This is a genomic window from Erythrobacter sp. HI0063, assembly GCF_001635685.1.
GTDB lineage: Bacteria > Pseudomonadota > Alphaproteobacteria > Sphingomonadales > Sphingomonadaceae > Qipengyuania.
In genome coordinates this window covers 27,036-45,307 of sequence record NZ_LWFF01000319.1, presented here as the reverse complement: position 1 = coordinate 45,307, position 18,272 = coordinate 27,036, and the positions used below count along the sequence as shown (strand labels likewise).

The window sequence follows — 18,272 nt, the reverse complement described above, 5'->3', positions numbered from 1 at the left end:
TTTTTCATATGATTTGAACGCCTTCCGCAGCGTTTCGGAAACATAGGCCGTATCGTTCATTGCTTTCCAGAGGGAGAAAGATGTCGGCTTTACGCACATACCTGTTCGCCTTTCTGACGGCACTGACAGCCGCGCTCGGCGCCGTCCCGCTCGGGGCCCAATCCCAGCGCGACATCGCGCAGAGTTCCGAACCGTTTGTCTATCAAGTCGACCGGCTCGAGAACGGCGGCGGCGCGGGAACGCCGCTCGAACTCGATACGCCGATGGGTCTGGTCGAAACCTTCATGGCGGCGGGCGAGGCGCGCGAGTGGACGCGTGCATCCGCTGCACTCGATTTTGCCAATCTCGATGGCACCGACGCATCGCAGCGCGACGTCACGGCGGCGCTTTACGATCTGCTCGAACGATCGGTCGCGATCGACTGGGCCGTCCTTCCCGACCGGCCCGATGCCGTCGACACCGAAACGAGCAGCAAGGATCCGATGGCGGGCACGCCGCGGCGCTCGATCACTCTTGCCGAGATCGAGACGGAAGGTCGGTCCGTGCCGATCCGCATCGCAAGGGTGCAGGCGCCGGGCGGAGAGCCGGTCTGGGTGTTCAGCAGGCAGACGGTTGCCAACGTGCCCGCGCTTTACGAGACCTATGGGCCGACCCGGTTCGAGAAGGCCTTGCCCCCATTTCTGCGCGAACAGGCGTTCTGGACATTGGCCTGGTGGGAGGTCATCGCCCTCCCGCTGATACTGATCGTGGCGGCGTTTGCCGCCTTCTTCACCTATCTCGGCATTCGTCGCTTCCGCAGCCGTTTTCAGCACGACGATACGATTCATGGCGTGCTGCGCGCGGTACACCTGCCCGCCGTCCTGCTGGCCTTCGCCGGAACGTTCGCGCTGGTGCGCGAGACGTTTTTCCGCCTCTCCGGCCCGGTCAAGGATCTGCTCGATCCGCTGCAACTGGTCCTGATCATCGCGGCGGTTCTCGGCATCGGTCTGTCGATCATCGAAGCCATGTTCGAGATCGCGACCGACAAGCGGACCGACGCGCTCGAAGATCCGGACAATGGCAACGACCGGGACTATTACACTAAACTGAGCGCGATCAGGCGGATCGTGACGGCGCTGGTGATGCTGGCCGCAGTCGGTTTCCTCCTCGTCGCCAGCGATGTTTCGAGCACGCTCGGCTTTTCGATCCTGGCTTCTGCCGGCGTGCTCGGTCTCGTGCTGGTGTTTGCGGGGCGCAAATTGCTGGGCGACATCATGTCGAGCGTGCAGATCGCTTTCGCGCAGACCGCCCGGATCGGCGATGCGGTGCAGTACGAGGGCCAGTGGTGCTATGTGGAGAAGATCGGCTTCACCCATCTACGCCTGCGGACATGGGACGAACGCCGCGTAATCGCGCCGCTCAGCGATTTCACGAACAAGAGCTTCGAGAACTGGACCAAGCGCGATGCCAGCTTGATGATGCATGTCGAGCTCGAACTCGACAATCGCTCCGATGTCGAGAAACTACGTGGCCCGTTCCGCGAATTCGTCGAGCAGGACGAGGATGTGGTCGATCCCGACGACGCGATCTGCGAAGTCGTCGGCCAAAACGCGCAGGCGATGGTCGTGCGCTTCATGGCCCGGTCGAGCGATCCCAAATGCGGATGGAAGATGCATTGCCGCCTGCGCGAACGGATGCTGGCGGTCGCAGCCGGTCTCGACGCGGCTGCGTCGAACGAACCTGCCCCGGCCTTCCTTCCCCGCGAGCGCGAGGTGCGTATGGACCTCGCTGGAAAGGACGAAAGCGAGTAGGAACGAGCCGGAGGTCTTGGCGTTACCGCGATCGGTGCTCGACCCTCGCACCGAAATCCCGCTTGCTACGGCGCGAGGATTGCTGAATGGGCGCCCGCCTTGCAAACGGTGCCGCTGTGGTCGGACATCGAGAATCTGGAGTTAGAGCCCATGCGCCGCCGGCCCCTATCGTGCGCCCTTGCCCTTCTCGCCTGCTCGGCTCCGCTCGCGGCGGCCGAGGGGCAGCCTGCCAATGACGGTGCCCAGCCCGAGCAGACCGGTCCGCAAACCGTGGCCGACGCGACGCCGCCGGAGACCGTGCCGCTGGCCGAAGAAGCGCCGGGCCGCGTGTCGGTCTCGTTCGGGGCGAGCGTGGTGGGCCAGTATATCTCGCGCGGCGTCGCCTTCGCCGATGCGACGAGCTATCAACCCTATGCCACGCTCACCGTCGCGCTACCGGAATTGACCGGCGGGGCGATTACCGATGCGAGCGTGTTCGTCGGTAACTGGAACAGCATGCAGAGCGGCAGTCCCGGCCTCGGCCAGCCGAACAGCGGCTCCACGCCCGGATGGTACGAAGCCGACATCTATATCGGCGGGGCAGTCCAGATCGCGGAGCGTGTGGGCGTCAGCGCGACCTATTTCCGCTATCTCTCCCCCGCCAATTCGTTCGACGAATACGACGATTTCGATCTCACCCTGACATTCGACGACAGCGGATTATGGGGCGAGGCGGCAGAGGCGCGCGGCTTCTCGGTTCAGCCTGCCCTGCGCATGGTGCAGGAGATCGGCCAGCCCAATCGCCCCGACGCGCTGTATATCCAGCCGTCCATCGCGCCGAGCGTGCTGCTGGGCTCTGGGGACGGCGGCGTCACCGTGTCGATACCGATGGCGATCGGCCTGTCCGACAGTTTCTACAGCGGCGTCGATGGCGGCACGCCGACTTTCGGGTTCTTCCGAGTGGGCGCTGGCGTGGCGGCCAATCCGTTCAAGGGTGCGGCGAGCGCGGTCAGGCTGACGGCGGGGCTCGATTACTGGATGCTCAACGACCGGGTGGCCAATGGGCTCGACGATACCGAGCTGGTCTGGCGAGTCGGGTTTTCGACTGGATTCTGAAAGCGGAGCCGCGTCAGAACCGCCGCGCGTCGTGGCTTTCGGTCGGAACGTCCACGCTCAGCCCGTCCAGCGTCTCGTCCAGCACGATCTGGCAGGAGAGGCGGCTGGTGCGGCGCACGCCTGCGGCGAGGTCGAGCATGTCCTCTTCCTCCTCGCTCGCGGCCTCCAGCCGGTCGAACCATTCGGGATCGACCACGACATGGCAGGTCGAACACGCCATCTGCCCCTCGCACGTCCCCTCCAGGGGAAGCCCGGCGGCCTGCGCGGCGCGCAGCAGCGTATCGCCGATGGCCCCACGCGCTTCGACGATGTCGCCCTTGGGCGTACGCAGGCGCAATCCGATCGTCTCACTCATACGCCCTGCTCCTTCGCCGCCGCGTTGATCTTGGCCGCCGCCGTCTCGATCTCGTCCATCGTGGTATAGCGGCCCCAGCCCAGCCGGATCGAGGCCTTGGCTTTTTTCTGCGACAGGCCGATCGCTTCCAGAACATGGCTGGTCCGGCCCGATCCGCTGGCACAGGCGCTTCCGGCGCTGAACATCACGTCGCGGCATTCGCTCATCAGCCGGTTCACGTCGAGCCCGCCGGCGTTCTTGCCCGCCGGGCGGATGTTCATGTTTCCATGCCAGCGCGCCTCAGCGCTGCCGTTCAACTCCCAGTCCGAGAAAAGCTCGCAGGCGCGGGTCCAGAGCTTGTCGACATGATCGGCGTCCTGCTCCATCCGCTCCTTCGCTTCCTTCGCCGCGACGCCCATGCCCGCGATCAGGGCCGGGGACAGCGTGCCCGAACGGATGCCGAATTCCTGTCCGCCGCCGGTCTGGACCTCGGCGATGTCCAATCCTTTTCGCAGCCACAAGGCGCCGACGCCCTTGGGGCCGTGAAACTTGTGCGCGCTGATCGCGACCATGTCCGCACCGGTCACTTCCATGCGGCCATAGGCCTGCACCGCGTCGCACAGATAGAGCGCATTCGCGGATTTGGCCTTGCGATGCCATTCGACCGTGGGCTGGATCGTGCCGATCTCGTTATTGACCTGCATCACGCAGACGAGCCGCGTGTCGGCGGGGAGATCCTGCTTGGTGTTGCACTGGCCGTTCTTGGCCACGTTCAATTCGTGGCAGTTGCCGACCGCGCGCGCCGTGTCGAGCACGGCGGCATGCTCGATCGCGGAGACGGAGACGGTGCCGCCAGTGCCGCTGCCCCTGATGGCGAGATTGATCGCCTCGGTCGCGCCGCTGGTGAAGATCACGCGGCCGCCGGCGGGGAACAGTTCCGCCACACGCTCGCGCGCGACTTCGATCGCGGCCTTGGCCTGGCGGCCCATGCGGTGGGGACTGTGCGGATTGCCGAAGCCGGAACCGCCCGGCCCGTCGAGCCAGCGCAGCATTTCGTCCCGCGCTTCGGGCGCGAGCGGGGTGGTTGCTTGGTAATCGAGATAGATCATGGTCGCGCCATCCCTAACCATGTTTCGGCGAAACGTTCCACCTCGGCGCGCGTGGTGTTCCAGCCGAGGCTCACACGGATGGTGTTCGCTGCGATATCCGGTTCGACGCCCATCGCATCGAGCACGCGGCTGGTCTTCATCGTCCCGCTCGAACAGGCGGAGCCTTGCGATACCGCGATCCCCGCCATGTCGAACCGCATTACCTGCGCGGTGGCGGACAGGTTCGGCATGGCGATGGCGCGGATATAGGGCGTGGGATCGGACAGGCGATCCGACAGCGGCGTGCCGCCAGCCGAGCGGCATTCGCGTTCGAACGCGTCGAACGCCCGCAGCACGTCTTCGTCGAGATAGGATTCGGAGCAGGCTTCCAGCGCCGCCGCCATGCCGAACACGCCGGGCAGGTTCTCGGTCCCGCGCCGATAGCCGCGCTCGTGCCCGCCAGAGGGCTCCAGCATGGCAAAGTCGCGCACCAGCAGCGCACCGATCCCGATCGGTCCGCCGAACTTATGCGCCGCGATCATGGCCATGTCGCAAGGGAGGATCGTCAACTTTCCCGCCGCCTGCGCGCAGTCCGCGATCAGCAGTCCACCGGCGTCGGAAACCCGCTCGTGGATCGGCTCGATCGCCTGTCGGTTGCCGGTTTCGGAATTGACCTGCTGCACCGCCACTATTGGACGATCGGCCCCAATCGCCTCGACGAGTGCCGCCAGATCGAGCTGCCCGTCAGCAAGAACCGGCAGCACTTCCGCACCGGGCGCGGCCTGCGGCAGGCAATCGTGTTCCACAGCGCTGACGAAACTCCTGCCACCCTTCGCCCGGCCCAGGGCCAGCGCTGCCGCCTCGCTCGCGCCGCTGGTGAAGATTAGCTCGCCCGTCCAGCCCAGCGCCGTCTTGATCCGCTCGCGCGCGTCTTCCAGAGCGGCGCGGGCCTTGCGGCCTTCGCCATGCGGACTGGATGGATTGGCCCAGAGCCCGAACCCCTCCTCCATCGCGGCGCGCGCCTGCGGGCGCAACGGCGTGGTGGCGGCGTGATCGAGATAGATGCGGTCGGAGTTCGGGGTCGGAATGGGACGTGCTCGAAACAATTGCGAATTTGCGGGAAAACCCTATATAGCGCGCGACTTCCAGCTTGCTACCGGGCGCCCGCCACGCGCGATGCGCCGCAACCCTTTCGCACAGGTACCCCACCCGATGCCGACCGTGATCTTTCCCGGCCCCGAAGGCCGCCTCGAAGGCCGTTTCTCTCCCGCCCCGCGCCCGCGCGCGCCCGTAGCGATGATCCTGCATCCGCACCCCCAGGGCGGCGGCACGATGAACGAACAGATCACGCAGAAGCTCTACAAAACCTTCGTCGATCGCGGGTTCGCCGTGTTGCGATTCAACTTTCGCGGCGTCGGGCGCAGCCAGGGCAGTTTCGACAACGGGATCGGCGAATTGTCCGATGCAGCCAGCGCGCTCGACTGGGTGCAGCAGATCCACCCCGAAGCGCAGACCACCTGGGTCGCAGGCGTCAGCTTCGGCGCGCTGATCGGGATGCAATTGCTGATGCGCCGTCCGGAAATCCGTGGCTGGATCAGCGTCGGCGCCCCGGCGAGCATGTACGATTTCACGTTTCTTGCCCCCTGCCCAGCCAGCGGCATCTTCATCCACGGCGCGCAGGATACGGTGGTGCAGCCCCAGGCGGTCACCAAGCTGGTGGAAAAGCTGCGCACGCAAAAGCACATCACCGTGCATCACGAGGAAATCCCGCGCGCCAATCACTTCTTCGAAAACGAGCAGAAGGAATTGATGGCCTCGGTCGACAATTATCTCGACTTCCGCCTCGACCCGAGCTGCCCGATCAAGTGACGCGCCCTGAAAGGCGCACATCCGTCTGATATCGAACCCTCCCGCCCTGTTTTAGGGCGGGAGGGTTTTTCGTATTGGCCATACAGAGGCCCGGTCGGTTGCAAACCGCAACGCGAAACCGCTTGCCATCCCAGTAATGTTGTAACATCCTCTCATCGTAAGCCCGCCCCATCGTGTCGCAAAACAAGCGGGCTGCGAAAGGAAGAGGATCTTGCATATGGCTTATCTCGACCAGACCCGCCGCCCGTCGCCCGCCAGCATGGCTGGGGTCGTCGCCATCCACGCTGCGGTCGGCGTGGCAATCGTCACCGGACTGACCGTTTCGGGGACGCTTGCGCCCCCCGACGAATTCATCCCGACCTATGACATCAAGGATGCGCCGCCCCCTCCGCCGGAACCAACGCCAGAGCCGACCAATAATATGCCAGATGTCGCGCAGGTCACTCCGCCGATGGTCATCCCCAAACCCCCGCTCGACCTGCCGGTCCCCGCGCCGCGTTTCGATTCGACCGAAATCATCCTGCCGCCCGCGCCCCCGGTGCCGCGGCCCGGCCCGACGCTCGGCCTCGATCCGGTGCCGACTCCGCGCGTCACGCCGACCCAGCCTCCGGTCGGCCCTTCGGTCGGCGCGAAGCCGCGCAACGATCCTTCCGCCTGGATCAGCACGGACGATTACCGTTCGTCATGGATCAACCGCGAGATGACCGGTACGGCGCGCTTCCGGCTCGAAATCGCCGCCAATGGCCGCGTGACCAATTGCACGATCACCGGATCGACCGGCCATTCCGCGCTCGATCAGGCGACCTGCCAATTACTGGAGCGGCGCGCGAAGTTCCAGCCGGCGCGCACCGGTTCGGGCGAGCCGATCGCTGGCAGTTACGAAAGCGCGGTGCGCTGGGTGCTGCCGGACTAATCCGCCAGCCGAAGCGGCCTCAGCGGCCCCGCTCGATCCGGTCGAGCGGGGCTTCGCCCGCTTCGTTCGGGACCGTCCAGATCGCCACATTCATCCCCGCGACAAGCGCCAGGATAACCATCAACACCGCCTGGCGGCGATACCCGCCACGATAGGCGAACACCGCGCCCACGATCAGCGCGATGGCCAGCAGGACGACGATCGAGAGCACGGCATCGGTCATGCCCCGCATCCTAGCCGCGACGGGACGGCGAAAGGAAGCGCAAAGCTGCGGAACGCGTCTCGCCAACACCCGTTCTTCCTGCGAATGCGCCGCGATCATGCGCGCACCACCGAAAGGGTTGCGATATGGGTATCTTCAGTTCGATCAAGGACGCGATCTTCGGCAAGGACGAGCCTGCTAAGCAGGCTCCATCCGCTGCACGACCCGCTGCCAAGCCCGGCACGGCTCCCGCTGGCAAGCCCGCGCCCAAGACCGGTAATGCCTGGGCCGACGCGCCGGTGGTCGAACGGCAATCGATCGACACCGTCGACGTCGAAAACCACCTCGATTCGATGCCCGGCGCCGATCGCCTCAATTGGCGCACTTCGATCGTCGACCTGCTCAAGCTGATCAATGTCGATTCCGATTATGCCAGCCGCAAGGCGCTCGCCAGCGAGCTGGGGCGCGAGGATTACGAAGGCTCGGCGGAAGACAATGTCTGGTTGCACAGGCGCACGATGCGCGAACTGGCGGCGCATGGCGGGAAGGTGCCGCCCGAATATCTCGACTGAGGATCGGCCGGGTATTTTCGATTAATTGACAGGTCAGGGCTCGGCGCGCACACCCGCGCCCATGACATCCAAAAGCTTCGACATCACCCGTCGCCAGGCCCTCGCAGGCCTCGGCGCGACGACCGCGCTCACTCTCGGCGGATGCGCCGCCACCGCTCGTCCCGAGGCCATCGCCCAGGCACAGGCGATCGGCGCCGAACGCCTGCTGGAAGTGGCGGCGTACAATCTCCTCGAACACGAACCCGAACGCGCTACCTCGCTCGGCGTCGATACCGGGCGATACGCCGAATTGCGCGCCCGACTGGAGGACCAGTCCCAAACCGGCCAGGATCTCTATGCCGCCACGCTGCGCCGCGATCTCGATCGGGTCCGCGCCTTCCCGCGCGAAGGGCTGGATGCGGACACGGTGACCAATCTGGACGTCGTCCAGAGCGCCTATTCCACCGCGCTCGACGGGTTCGCCCTGCCCTATGGCGATGTCGCCGTGGGGAGCTGGCGCAATGCACCCTATGTCGTGATCCAGAATGTCGGCAGCTATCTCGACCTGCCGCGCTTCATGGATTCAACGCATCCGCTGAAGGACGGCAGCGATGCCGATGCCTATATCGAGCGGATGGAAGCCATGCCCGCCGTGTTCGCGGGCGAGCTCGAACGGATGCGCGCGGCCCGCGCCATGGGCATGGTGCCGCCCGATTTCCTTATCGAGAAAGCGACCACCCAGCTATCCGAGACGATCAAGTCGGCGATGGCGGGCGATCTGTTCGCCGCCCCGCTGCGCGCCAGGCTGATCGAGGCAGGCATGCCCGAAAGCCACGCCAATCGCGCGCAAACTCTGGAGACCGGCCCGATCGCTGCCGCGCTGGAAGCGCAGCTCGCCGAATTGCGCCTGGAAATGGCGGAGGCCGATTCCGATCCCGGCATGTGGAGCCAGCCGCGGGGCGACGAATGGTATGACTGGGCCCTGCGCGCCAGCACCACCACCACGCTCTCGCCCAACGAGGTGCACGAGCAGGGGCTGGAAGAACTCGCATCGCTGCATGCGCGCATGGACCCGATCCTGAAAGAGATCGGCTATACCACCGGCACGGTGGGCGAGCGGATGCAGGCGCTCTCGCAGGATCCGCGCTACAAATTCGCCGAAGGCGATCCCGGCCGGGCCGAGATCATGGCCTTTATCAAGGACCGCATCGAATGGATCACCGCGCAGATGCCGCGCGCCTTCGACACGCTGGTCGATCCCAATCTCGAAGTCCGCCGCCTGCCCCTGGCGGAAGAACCCGGCGCGCCGGGAGCCTATGGCGGCGCGGGCAGCAAGGACGGGACGATTCCGGGCCGGATGTGGATCAATCTGAGGACCACCGACCTGCACCGCAAATACGATCTGGCCGACCTGACCTATCACGAGACCATTCCCGGCCATGTCTGGGAGGGGGAATATTCCAACCGCCTGCCGCTGATCCGCTCGATCCTGGCCTTCAACGCCTTTTCCGAAGGCTGGGCCCTGTATGGCGAACAGATCGCGGACGAACTGGGCGCCTATGACGATTTCAAGGTCGGGCGATTGGGCTATCTTCAGAGCCTCGCCTTCCGTGCCTGCCGGATGGTGGTCGACACCGGCCTTCACCACAAACGCTGGAGCCGCGATCGGGCGCGTCGGTTCTTCGTCGAGGAAAACGGCTCGAAATACGACGAGGTGGTAAGCGAGGTGGACCGCTATTGCAGTTGGCCCGGTCAGGCCACGGGCTACAAGCTGGGCCATAGCGAGATCGTAAGGCAGCGCGGTCGAGCCGAAACGGCCCTGGGCGATGCTTACGACTTCAAGGCGTTCAACGATGCCGTCGTGCTCGGCGGGAATGCGCCGCTCGACGTGATGGCGAAGAACGTGGACCGCTACATCGCGCGGGCGCGAAGTTAGGCGGCTTCGGGCGCCGTATTGGCGAGCGCTGCGGCCTCTTCGGCCAGGCGCTTCGCTTCGCGTTCGACCAGGGCCCGTTCGCGGTCGATCTTCACCTTGCGCGCCTGTTCGGCAAGGCCGCGCCAGGTCTTTTCCGCACGCAGGCTGCGCTGGCGTACATTTTCCAGCGTCGCATCGCGCGCCTCCTTGGCGGCTTCGCGGGCGCGGCTGTCATAGAATTCGAATGTCTGGCTCATCGGCTTTGTCCTTCGGTGCACGCGCGCGAAATAGAGGCGGGAAACGGCCCGCCGATCGCGAGGGATCGACGGGCCGTCCTTTTAGAAAATCAGTCCGCGGAGGAGAGATTCACCGCGCTCGCCTTGCCGTTACGGCCGGTTTCGACTTCGAAATTGAGGCGCTGGTCCTTGTCGAGCGTCTGCATGCCCGCCGCCTGAACGGCGGAGATGTGGACGAAGCTGTCATCCGAACCATCGTCGGGCTGGATGAAGCCATAGCCCTTGTCGGAATTGAAGAATTTGACTGTGCCGGTCTTGGCCATGAGGTGTTCCTTTCAAGAACGAGGTATTGCCCCGCCGCAGCATGCGGCGCGGTCGTGCGTCAGGTCGTCCGAAGAAAGGAAGTCGTCGTCTAAAAAGCGCTCGGCGATAACGAAGCCGACCGGTGATCAAAAGCCGAAGTCCGTCGCAAATTTCGACGTCAGCCCGGATGGTCTAGCAGGCTTTCGCCCGTTTCCCTAACGATCATATCGGCGGGCGGAAAAACGGGTCCCCGGTCCGCGATTGCTCGCGGCCGGGGACTCTCCTCTCCAACTCGTGCGCCCGGTGGGGCGAAACCGGTCAGGCGGCGGCGGGGGCCGCGTCTCTCACGCCCTGGTCGACATGATCCGCAAAGGGCGTGAAATTGTCGACGAAAAGCTGCACCAGCTTCTGCGCGGTGCGATCGTATTCGTCCGCATTATTCCAGGTCGAGCGCGGATCGAGGATGCCGCTGTCGACGCCCGGAACGGCGACTGGAACTTCGAAGCCGAAATTGGGATCCTTGCGGAATTCCGCCTCGTTGAGCGACCCGTCGAGCGCGGCGTTGAGCAACGCGCGGGTTGCCTTGATCGGCATACGATTGCCGACCCCGTATTTGCCTCCGGTCCAGCCGGTATTGACCAGCCAGCAGGCCACGTCGCCCTTGGCGATCCGCTCTTTCAGGAGATTGCCGTAGACGCTGGGATGGCGCGGCATGAAGGGCGCGCCGAAGCATGTGCTGAAGGTTGCCTCGGGCTCGGTCACGCCGATTTCGGTGCCCGCGACCTTGGCGGTGTAGCCCGACAGGAAGTGATACATCGCCTGGTCCGGCGTCAGCCGCGCGATCGGGGGCAGGACGCCGAAGGCATCGGCGGTCAGCATGATCACGTTCGAGGGCGGCGGGCCCATATTCTCGTCCGACGTGTTTGGGATCGATTCGAGCGGATAGGCGCCGCGCGTATTTTCCGCGAGTGTGTTGTCGTCGAGGTCGATCTCGCCATTCTCGTCCATGACCACGTTTTCGAGGACGGTGCCTTCCATCTTCGTCGTCGCGAAGATCTCGGGCTCGGCTTCCGGGTTCAGGCGGATCATCTTGGCGTAGCAGCCGCCTTCGAAATTGAAGACCGCCGTGTCCGACCAGCCATGCTCGTCATCCCCGATCAGCGTACGGCTGGCATCGGCGCTGAGCGTGGTCTTGCCCGTGCCGGAAAGGCCGAAGAACACCGCGCTCTTGCCGTCCGGGCCGATATTGGCCGAACAGTGCATCGGCATCACGCCCTGGGGCGGAAGCAGGTAATTGAGCACGCCGAACACGCTCTTCTTCATCTCGCCCGCATAGCGCGTGCCGCCGATCAGGATCAGCTTTTCACTGAGATTGACCGCGATGACCGTCTCGCTGCGGCAGCCATGCCGTTCGGGATCAGCCTTGAAGCTGGGCAGATCGATGATCGTGTATTCGGGCACGAAGCCTTCGAGCTCGTCTGCCGTCGGGCGCACCATCAGAGTGCGGATGAACTGGTTATGCCAGGCAAGTTCGTTGATGACGCGCACATTGACGCGGTATTCGGGCTGCGACCCACCGAACAGGTCGGCGACATAGAGCGCGTCCTTGTCCTTGAGCGCAGCCAGGAAATCGTCCTTCAGCGCGGCGAAATGTTCGGGCGTCATCGACGCGTTATTGTCCCACCACACCGTCTCTTCGGTTTCGGCATCGCGGACGATGAACTTGTCCTTCGCGCTACGGCCGGTGTGCTTGCCGGTTTCGACCACCAGCGGCCCATGCTTGGCGCGGCGCCCTTCGCCGTTTTCGAGAGCCGCTGCGGTCAGCTGCGCCGAATCGAGATTGGCGTGGATCGCGGCATCGGTGGCGATACCCTGGTCGGCAAGCGTGTGGGAAAGCGAAGCGGTCACTGCGTGTCTCCGGGCGGGAGTTTCGATGTCTGGGACGGACCGGCATGCGAAGAAGTGCGGGCGGCACTTGCATACGAATGCGCAGACCTTACGCTGGCCCATAAAGCGCGCACAGGCGTCCGTCAAATTCCCCTCGGCAGGTCTGCCCCGGTTTGCGACAGATGGATGAAACGCTGCGCTTTTCACCCATTTTGACATCCTCGGCGGTCGATCCGGCAGGGCCTCGCGATTGTCTTGCCGCGCCAAAGCGATTAGCTGTGCCCTGTGACTCAGGACGCACCTCTCGAAACCGCTCAACCGGCGCCCCAGCGCACCGCCTCGCAGGCCGTGATCGCGCTGGTGGACGATGATCGCAACATTCTCACCTCGGTATCGATCGCGTTGCAGGCCGAAGGCTTCGCCACCCGCGTCTATTCCGAAGGGGAAGCGGCGCTGAAGGCGCTGCTCGAAAATCCGCCGCACCTCGCCGTCTTCGACATCAAGATGCCAGGCATGGACGGAATGGAATTGCTGCGCCGCCTGCGCGAACATTCCGCCCTCCCCGTGATCTTCCTCACCAGCAAGGACGACGAGCAGGACGAGGAAGCGGGCTTCGCCATGGGGGCGGACGATTACATTTCGAAGCCCTTCAGCCTGCGCCTTCTTCTCGCCCGCGTGCGCGCCATCCTGCGCCGCAGCGATATCGACCTGCCGGACGAGCCGGGAAGCCCTTCCGAAGCGCCCCGCCCCAGCGAAGTGCTGGAACGCGGGCGGCTGGTGATGGACCCGGCACGCCACAAGGTGACGTGGGACGGCCGCGCGGTATCCCTGACGGTGACTGAATTTCTCCTCCTCGAAGCGCTTGCGGTGCGCCCCGGCGTCATCAAGAGCCGCAATCAGCTGATGGACGCCGCCTATCCGGACGACGTCTTCGTCGATGACCGGACGGTGGACAGCCATATCAAGCGCATGCGACGCAAGTTCCGCAGCGTCGATCCGCAGTTTTCCGCCATCGATACGCTTTACGGCGCGGGCTATAGCTTCGCCGAAAGCTGACCGATCCATGGCCGATCCGGCGCGCAGCAATGTCCTGAGGGACGGGCCGGGCCCCAATCCGGCGGCGGAAAAACCGCGCTGGTCGCGGCGCCTCTCGCTTACCAGCCGCATCCTGTTCGTGAACGTGTTGCCGCTGGTGCTGCTGGGCGGCGGGGTCATTTATCTCGACTTCTATCGCAAGCAATTGCTTGACGAGCGCTTCAAACTTGCCCTGGTCGAAGCGCAGATCACGGCCGAGGCGCTAGCCGGGGCGACCGATGCACGCCAGGAAGCCCTGCTGATCCAGATCGGCAAGGAACAGCGCCTGCGCATCCGGCTCTACGATGCCGATGGCGAGCTGGAGGGCGACAGTTTCGCCCTGTCCGCGCCGACATTCTCGATCGATGCCGTGCCCGAGGACAATCGCGACTTCGCCCTGACGCTCGATCGCTGGTTCGACCGGGTGGTGGGCGCACCGCCCCTGCCCGATTACCGCGAACCGCAGGTGGATAACGCCAATGCCTGGCCCGAACTCGACCGAGCGCGCAGCGAAAGCCTGACCCAGATCGTGCTGCGCGATGCGGCGGACGGAACGCATGTCATCAACGCCGCCGCGCCCGTCGGCCTCGACGGCGAGACGCTGCTGATCACCCGCAATCCCATCGACATCACTGAACGCGTGCGCGAAGCGCGATCGACCGTGGCGCTGGTGACGCTGCTGGCTCTGTTCGTATCGACGATGCTGTCGCTGTTCCTCGCCCAGACCATCGTCAGGCCCTTGCGCGAACTGGTGCAGGCTGCCGTCCGCGTGCGGCAGGGCCGCGATCGCCAGGTCGAGGTGCCCCGCCTGCCAGACCGGCGCGACGAGATCGGCATGCTGGCACGCGCGATCTCCGACATGACACATGCGCTGCGGATGCGGATCGATGCGGTCGAAAGCTTCGCCGCGGACGTGGCGCACGAGATCAAGAATCCGCTCGCCAGCCTCAGAAGCGCGACCGAATCGCTGAATCGGGTCGACGATCCGGAGCTGCGCGTTCAATTGCTCGACATCGCCACCCACGATGTGCGCCGCATCGATCGGCTCGTCACCGAAATCAGCGAAGCCAGCCGGATCGACGCCGAGCTGTCGCGCGCCACCTTCGAGACGGTCGATCTCGCCAGTCTGGTCACCAACATCATCGGATCGCGCGAGAATCGCTCGGAAAACGAAGGGCGCCACGTCCTCTTCGATGCCGAGCCAGGCCGATATCGGGTTCATGGCGAGCCTTCGCGGCTGGAGCGGGTCATCTCCAACCTGCTCGACAATTCGGTGTCGTTCTCGCCCCCTGATGGCGCCATCACTATCGATCTTGCGCGAGCGGACAACTGGATCACTCTGAGCGTGTGCGACGAGGGGCCGGGGATCCCCGAAGCGCGGCGCGAACAGGTGTTCCAGCGCTTCCATTCGCACCGCCCGCAGGCCGAGGATTTCGGCAACCATTCGGGCCTCGGCCTCGCCATCGCGCGGTCAATCGCCGAAGCCCATGACGGAACCTTGATGGCGGAAAGTCGCCCCGACGGGAAAAACGGCGCCTGCCTCGTCCTCAACCTGCCCGCACTGCGCGAAGGATGAGCGGCGCGCATTTCGAGCCGCTAGCCAATGTCACCTGCGTCGCGCTGGGCGATCGGGGACTGATGATCGAAGGGCCGCCGGGGAGCGGAAAATCCACGCTCGCGCTGCTGCTGATCGATCGCGGCGCGCAGCTCGTGGGCGATGACGGCGTCATGCTGGAGCGGCGCGGAGGGGACATATGGACCCACCCGCCCGATGCGATCCGGGGCCTGATCGAGGTACGCGGAGCCGGGATCGTGGAGTTTCCCGCCGTTTCGGCGCGACTGACCCTGATCCTTCGGCTCGATCCGAATGCATCGCGCGTTCCCGAAATCGAGAAGCGCAGCCTGCTCGATATCGCGCTGCCTGCGATCGCCTTCCGTACGGGCGATGCCGCACAGGCGCTGCGCGCGGAACATGCCCTGCGGCTGCACGGATTGGGATGACCGCATCTAACCGCTTCCCTTTTTCGGGCGCGGCTTCGATATTCGCGCGATGACCGCCGAATCGTCCGCTCCGCAGCAGATCCTGCTCGTCACCGGCATGTCCGGGGCGGGCAAAAGCACGGCGCTGGAAACCCTCGAAGATCTGGGGTGGGAAGCGATCGACAATTTCCCGATCCGCATGCTGCCCGACCTGCTTGCCCGCAGCGAGGGCCATTGCGCGCCGCTCGCGATCGGCGTCGATGCCCGCACCCGCGGCTTCGTGCCCAGCGAGATCAGAGCGCAGTTCGAAGATCTGACCGAGCGATCCGATCTGTCGGTCGGCACGCTGTTCCTCGATTGTGCCAGTCCCGAAATCGAGCGCCGCTATAACGAAACCCGCCGACGCCACCCGCTGGCCCAGGGACGACCGGTGAGCGAGGGAATCCGCGCCGAACGTGAATTGCTCGCCCCCTTGCGCGAATGGGCGCAAATGGTGATCGACACGACGGGCTATGGCCGCAACCATCTGCAACAGGCGATGCGGGAACGGTTTGCGCAGGATCCTTCCGGCGCCTTGACGATCACCGTCACCAGTTTCGGCTTTGCGCGCGGCATGCCGCCGATCGCGGATCTCGTCTTCGACATGCGCTTCCTCGACAATCCGCACTGGATCGACGAACTGCGCGAACAGACCGGACGCGATCCGGCGGTGGCCGCGCATATTCAAGCCGATCCCGCCTTCGATACCGCTTTCGAGAAGATCGCCGCTCTGGTCCAGTCGTTGATCCCCCTCTACGCGGCGCAGGGTCGTGCCTACCTGACGGTCGCCTTCGGCTGCACGGGCGGGCGGCACCGCTCGGTCTTTTCTGCAGAATCCCTCTTCAAGCGCCTGCTGGACGAGGGTTACGAGCCCACTCTGCTCCACCGCGATCTCGCCGCGCGGGCCGCCGATACGGTCGAAGGGCCGGTTCCCTGAGCAGGCCCTTTCGGTTGACTCAGCATCCAGTCATCATCATGGGCGCAGTCTCGCTGCGAAGCTTGAACCAGAAACGGAAGTCAGCACGGTTCGCATGATTGGCATGATCCTCGTCACCCACGGCAATCTCGCCGAGCATTTCATCGATGCGATGGAACACGTCGTGGGCGAGCAGGACCAGATCGCCACGGTCTGCATCGGGCCGAGCGACGATATGGAACTGCGCCGCCGCGAAATCGCAGAGGCGATCGCGCGAACCGATAGCGGCGAAGGCGTTATCGTTCTGACCGACCTGTTCGGCGGCACGCCGTCCAATCTGGCGATCTCCCTGCTCGAAGCGGGCCGCGTCGAAGTGATCGCCGGGATCAATCTGCCCATGCTCATCCGGCTGGCCGGTGCGCGCAAGACGCTCGGCGTGACCGAAGCGGTGCATGCCGCGCGCGAGGCGGGGCGCAATTACATCACGGTCGCGTCGGAATTTCTCGGCCAGCACGAAGCGCCGCCAGCGGCCGAGCGGAAGCAGGCCCAGTGAGCGGCGACGTGAGCGGCGACGTGAGCGGCGACGCCAGCATGGGCGAAGACCGGCGCACGCTCACCATCGTCAACCAGCGCGGCCTGCATGCACGGGCGAGCGCGAAATTCGTGGCCGCCGTCGCTGCCCTGCCCGAAGGAACGCAGGTCCATGTGGCGAAGGACGGGACGAAGGCTGCCGGCGGATCGATCCTGGGGCTGATGATGCTGGGCGCTGCGAAAGGCGATACGGTCGAACTTATCGTCGCCGGGCCGGATGCGCCCCGCATTGCCGACGACCTCGCCGCGATGATCGAAGACGGTTTCGGCGAGAGCTGAGGCGTCCTCGCGAGAGATCCGCTCGATGACACGTCGCCAGATCACCGGTTTTTCCAATCCCACCGTCAAAGCCTTGCGCGCCCTGCGCGAGAAAAAACGCCGCAAGGCGGCGAGGCGTTTCCTAGCGGAGGGCCTGCGCCTTCTGACCGATGCGCGCGAATGCGGCCACATCCCCGAAACGCTGGTGCTGTCGAGCGCGCGCGATGCGCACCCGCTGCTGGACGCGCTCGAACGCGAGGTCGTAGCGGCGGGCGGCGAAGTGATCGAAACCGCGCCGGATATCCTTGCGAAAATCACGGGTAAGGACAATCCGCAGGCCGTCGCGGGTGTGTTCACGGAATTCGACACGTCGCTCGACCGGATCGAAAGATCGTCCGCCGATATCTGGCTGGTGGCACAGGCGCTGCGGGATCCGGGCAATCTGGGGACCATGTTGCGCACGGGCGATGCGATCGGTGCCGGTGGCCTGATCCTGATCGACGATTGCGCCGATCCCTTCTCGGTCGAAGCGGTGCGGGCCAGCATGGGCGCGATCTTCACTCAGCGTATCGCGCAGGCACCATGGGAGGCATTCGAAGAATGGCTTCGCGGGCCGGACGGCGGTGCTGCGGGACAATTGGTGGCCGCCAGCCTGCGCGATGCGCAACCCTATCGTGGTGCACCTTACAGCGCGCCGTGTTTCATCATGGTCGGGAACGAAAGCCGGGGCCTGCCGCAAGCGTATGAAGACGCCTGCGATCTGAGAGTCACTATGCCGATGATGGGCCGTGCGGACAGTCTCAACGCCGCGATCGCTGCGGCTGTGCTGGGATACGAGGTTCTGGAAACGATAAACGCCCGGCCTTGAAGGGCCGGGCGTTCAATGTTTTTCGAATGTCCTTAGCGCTTAGGCGCTGATCGGAGCATCGTCATCATCGTCGTCGGTCAGAAGCAGAACGCCGATACCGATCGCGCCGATGGCGAGAACGATGAATGCGGGCGTGATACTTTCGCCGCCGAGTTCCGATTCACCGGTGACGGGGGCGGTCTGCGCGACGACCGGGGCCGCGATGAGCGAAGCAGCGGCAGTGCCGATTGCCAGTTTCTTGATAAGCATAAAAACCTTTCCTTGTCTCTCACCGCAATGACGGGCGAAAGGACTGTATGTTCCGAACGATGTGGGCATTTCTGTTCTAAATCGCCGAGGCGTGCCTTGGTCACGTTCGATTGC

The 18,272-nt window shown here is 64.8% G+C and carries 21 protein-coding genes; 13 read left to right on the top strand and 8 right to left on the bottom strand.

Translation table 11 applies throughout. From position 1 onward, the window contains the following. The first annotated feature begins 80 nt into the window (after nt 1-80). Together A3736_RS12765 and A3736_RS12760 are read left to right on the top strand one after the other, a co-directional pair. Nucleotides 81-1,790, top strand: coding sequence for a mechanosensitive ion channel family protein (locus A3736_RS12765; protein WP_067683551.1), 1,710 nt, complete (start codon nt 81-83; stop codon nt 1,788-1,790). A gap of 150 nt (nt 1,791-1,940) precedes the next feature. After that, the gene (locus A3736_RS12760; protein ID WP_067683548.1) at nt 1,941-2,885 is read left to right on the top strand and encodes a hypothetical protein; all 945 of its coding nucleotides are present in this window, start codon (nt 1,941-1,943) and stop codon (nt 2,883-2,885) included. A 13-nt stretch (nt 2,886-2,898) separates the two neighbouring features. Here the strand turns inward: A3736_RS12760 and A3736_RS12755 are convergent, their stop codons facing one another. The 3 genes from A3736_RS12755 to A3736_RS12745 are packed head-to-tail and all read right to left on the bottom strand — an operon-like array spanning nt 2,899 to nt 5,317. Next, the gene (locus tag A3736_RS12755; RefSeq protein WP_067683545.1) at nt 2,899-3,240 is read right to left on the bottom strand and encodes a 2Fe-2S iron-sulfur cluster-binding protein; all 342 of its coding nucleotides are present in this window, start codon (nt 3,238-3,240) and stop codon (nt 2,899-2,901) included. After that, nucleotides 3,237-4,328, bottom strand: coding sequence for a cysteine desulfurase family protein (locus tag A3736_RS12750; RefSeq protein ID WP_067683542.1), 1,092 nt, complete (start codon nt 4,326-4,328; stop codon nt 3,237-3,239). The genes A3736_RS12755 and A3736_RS12750 overlap by 4 nt, the downstream gene beginning before the upstream one ends. After that, nucleotides 4,325-5,317 carry an aminotransferase class V-fold PLP-dependent enzyme gene (locus A3736_RS12745; RefSeq protein WP_233999382.1) on the bottom strand — a complete coding sequence of 331 codons (993 nt, stop codon included), beginning with the start codon at nt 5,315-5,317 and terminating at the stop codon, nt 4,325-4,327. Before A3736_RS12745 ends, A3736_RS12750 begins: the two co-directional genes overlap by 4 nt. A 202-nt stretch (nt 5,318-5,519) precedes the next feature. Between A3736_RS12745 and A3736_RS12740 the strand changes: the two genes are divergently transcribed. Together A3736_RS12740 and A3736_RS12735 are read left to right on the top strand one after the other, a co-directional pair. After that, nucleotides 5,520-6,176, top strand: a complete 657-nt coding sequence (locus A3736_RS12740; protein WP_067683539.1) for an alpha/beta hydrolase — start codon at nt 5,520-5,522, stop codon at nt 6,174-6,176. A 217-nt stretch (nt 6,177-6,393) separates the two neighbouring features. Then, nucleotides 6,394-7,089, top strand: coding sequence for an energy transducer TonB (locus A3736_RS12735; RefSeq protein ID WP_067683537.1), 696 nt, complete (start codon nt 6,394-6,396; stop codon nt 7,087-7,089). A gap of 19 nt (nt 7,090-7,108) precedes the next feature. On the opposite strand, the gene A3736_RS12730 is transcribed toward A3736_RS12735, so the two are convergent. Then, nucleotides 7,109-7,312, bottom strand: a complete 204-nt coding sequence (locus A3736_RS12730) for a hypothetical protein (protein WP_067683535.1) — start codon at nt 7,310-7,312, stop codon at nt 7,109-7,111. 125 nt (nt 7,313-7,437) lie between these two features. Between A3736_RS12730 and A3736_RS12725 the strand changes: the two genes are divergently transcribed. Both A3736_RS12725 and A3736_RS12720 read left to right on the top strand, forming a co-directional pair. After that, a complete protein-coding gene (locus tag A3736_RS12725) occupies nt 7,438-7,863 on the top strand; it encodes a DUF3597 domain-containing protein (protein ID WP_067683533.1) in 426 nt (141 codons plus the stop codon). A gap of 61 nt (nt 7,864-7,924) precedes the next feature. Continuing rightward, complete coding sequence (locus A3736_RS12720; protein WP_067683531.1) at nt 7,925-9,778, top strand: DUF885 family protein; 1,854 nt, start codon at nt 7,925-7,927, stop codon at nt 9,776-9,778. On the opposite strand, the gene A3736_RS12715 is transcribed toward A3736_RS12720, so the two are convergent. The 3 genes from A3736_RS12715 to A3736_RS12705 form a co-directional block, all read right to left on the bottom strand. Beyond that, nucleotides 9,775-10,014, bottom strand: coding sequence for a hypothetical protein (locus tag A3736_RS12715; RefSeq protein ID WP_067683529.1), 240 nt, complete (start codon nt 10,012-10,014; stop codon nt 9,775-9,777). The genes A3736_RS12720 and A3736_RS12715 overlap by 4 nt on opposite strands. Nucleotides 10,015-10,103: 89 nt before the next feature. After that, nucleotides 10,104-10,316 carry a cold-shock protein gene (locus A3736_RS12710; RefSeq protein WP_067683527.1) on the bottom strand — a complete coding sequence of 71 codons (213 nt, stop codon included), beginning with the start codon at nt 10,314-10,316 and terminating at the stop codon, nt 10,104-10,106. Nucleotides 10,317-10,614: 298 nt separating this feature from the next. After that, nucleotides 10,615-12,204 (bottom strand): phosphoenolpyruvate carboxykinase, encoded by a 1,590-nt coding sequence (locus A3736_RS12705; RefSeq protein ID WP_067683526.1) that lies wholly within the window; start codon nt 12,202-12,204, stop codon nt 10,615-10,617. A 264-nt stretch (nt 12,205-12,468) separates the two neighbouring features. Here A3736_RS12705 and A3736_RS12700 point away from each other — a divergent pair, with 264 nt between their 5' ends. From A3736_RS12700 to A3736_RS12670, 7 genes are all read left to right on the top strand, one after another. Continuing rightward, nucleotides 12,469-13,239, top strand: coding sequence for a response regulator transcription factor (locus A3736_RS12700; protein ID WP_067683524.1), 771 nt, complete (start codon nt 12,469-12,471; stop codon nt 13,237-13,239). A gap of 7 nt (nt 13,240-13,246) precedes the next feature. Further along, nucleotides 13,247-14,833: a stimulus-sensing domain-containing protein gene (locus A3736_RS12695; RefSeq protein ID WP_067683522.1), complete on the top strand. Its 1,587-nt coding sequence runs from the start codon at nt 13,247-13,249 to the stop codon at nt 14,831-14,833. Further along, entirely contained in the window at nt 14,830-15,258 is a 429-nt protein-coding gene (locus A3736_RS12690) for an HPr kinase/phosphorylase (RefSeq protein WP_067683520.1), read from the top strand. The genes A3736_RS12695 and A3736_RS12690 overlap by 4 nt, the downstream gene beginning before the upstream one ends. Nucleotides 15,259-15,307: 49 nt before the next feature. Next, nucleotides 15,308-16,213, top strand: coding sequence for an RNase adapter RapZ (gene rapZ / locus A3736_RS12685; protein WP_067683518.1), 906 nt, complete (start codon nt 15,308-15,310; stop codon nt 16,211-16,213). Between the two features lie 94 nt (nt 16,214-16,307). Continuing rightward, nucleotides 16,308-16,745, top strand: coding sequence for a PTS sugar transporter subunit IIA (locus A3736_RS12680; RefSeq protein ID WP_067683516.1), 438 nt, complete (start codon nt 16,308-16,310; stop codon nt 16,743-16,745). Nucleotides 16,746-16,783: 38 nt separating this feature from the next. Beyond that, on the top strand, nt 16,784-17,062 hold the full coding sequence (locus A3736_RS12675; protein WP_067683609.1) for an HPr family phosphocarrier protein: 279 nt from the start codon (nt 16,784-16,786) through the stop codon (nt 17,060-17,062). A gap of 25 nt (nt 17,063-17,087) precedes the next feature. Beyond that, nucleotides 17,088-17,909 (top strand): RNA methyltransferase, encoded by an 822-nt coding sequence (locus A3736_RS12670; protein WP_067683514.1) that lies wholly within the window; start codon nt 17,088-17,090, stop codon nt 17,907-17,909. Between the two features lie 39 nt (nt 17,910-17,948). On the opposite strand, the gene A3736_RS12665 is transcribed toward A3736_RS12670, so the two are convergent. Further along, nucleotides 17,949-18,158, bottom strand: a complete 210-nt coding sequence (locus tag A3736_RS12665) for a hypothetical protein (RefSeq protein ID WP_067683512.1) — start codon at nt 18,156-18,158, stop codon at nt 17,949-17,951. Between the last annotated feature and the right edge of the window lie 114 nt (nt 18,159-18,272).